Below are 371 nucleotides of genomic sequence, written 5' to 3'. Positions count from 1 at the left end.
GAGCGTATTCAGGCTGAAGCCCTCCACGCACTCCATGACGGCCCCCAGGCCCAGCACCTCTCCAAACTTCATCTCGAAGAGGCCATGGACGCGGGCGATGTTGGGGTGCTGGAGGAATCGCGCCAGCCGCACCTCCTCTTCCAGCCGCGCGCGGGCCCGGAGGAACTCGTCCGTGGCGGGCCCTTGCGGCAGGGGGATGCACTTCACCAGGACTTTGCCCCGGTAGCCGGAGGGCGTCCGGGGCCGGGCGAACAGCACGCGCTCGCCGTTGCGGCCAGTGCCCAGGTCCTGGAAGAACTCGTAGGCGGTTCCCTCGTGGGAAAAGAGGACCGTGCCCCCGGCGAGCCGGAGGTCAACACCACGGGACATGA

Annotated in this window: 1 pseudogene; it reads right to left on the bottom strand. The window is 68.5% G+C overall.

Annotated elements, in window-relative coordinates:
• Positions 1 to 371, bottom strand: a pseudogene (locus U8525_RS34510) (serine/threonine protein kinase); the annotation flags it as partial.

The sequence above is a fragment of the Corallococcus sp. RDP092CA genome, assembly GCF_041903675.1.
Classification (GTDB): domain Bacteria; phylum Myxococcota; class Myxococcia; order Myxococcales; family Myxococcaceae; genus Corallococcus.
Note: the sequence above shows the minus strand (reverse complement) of the source record. Positions and strands in the feature narration are given on the sequence as shown.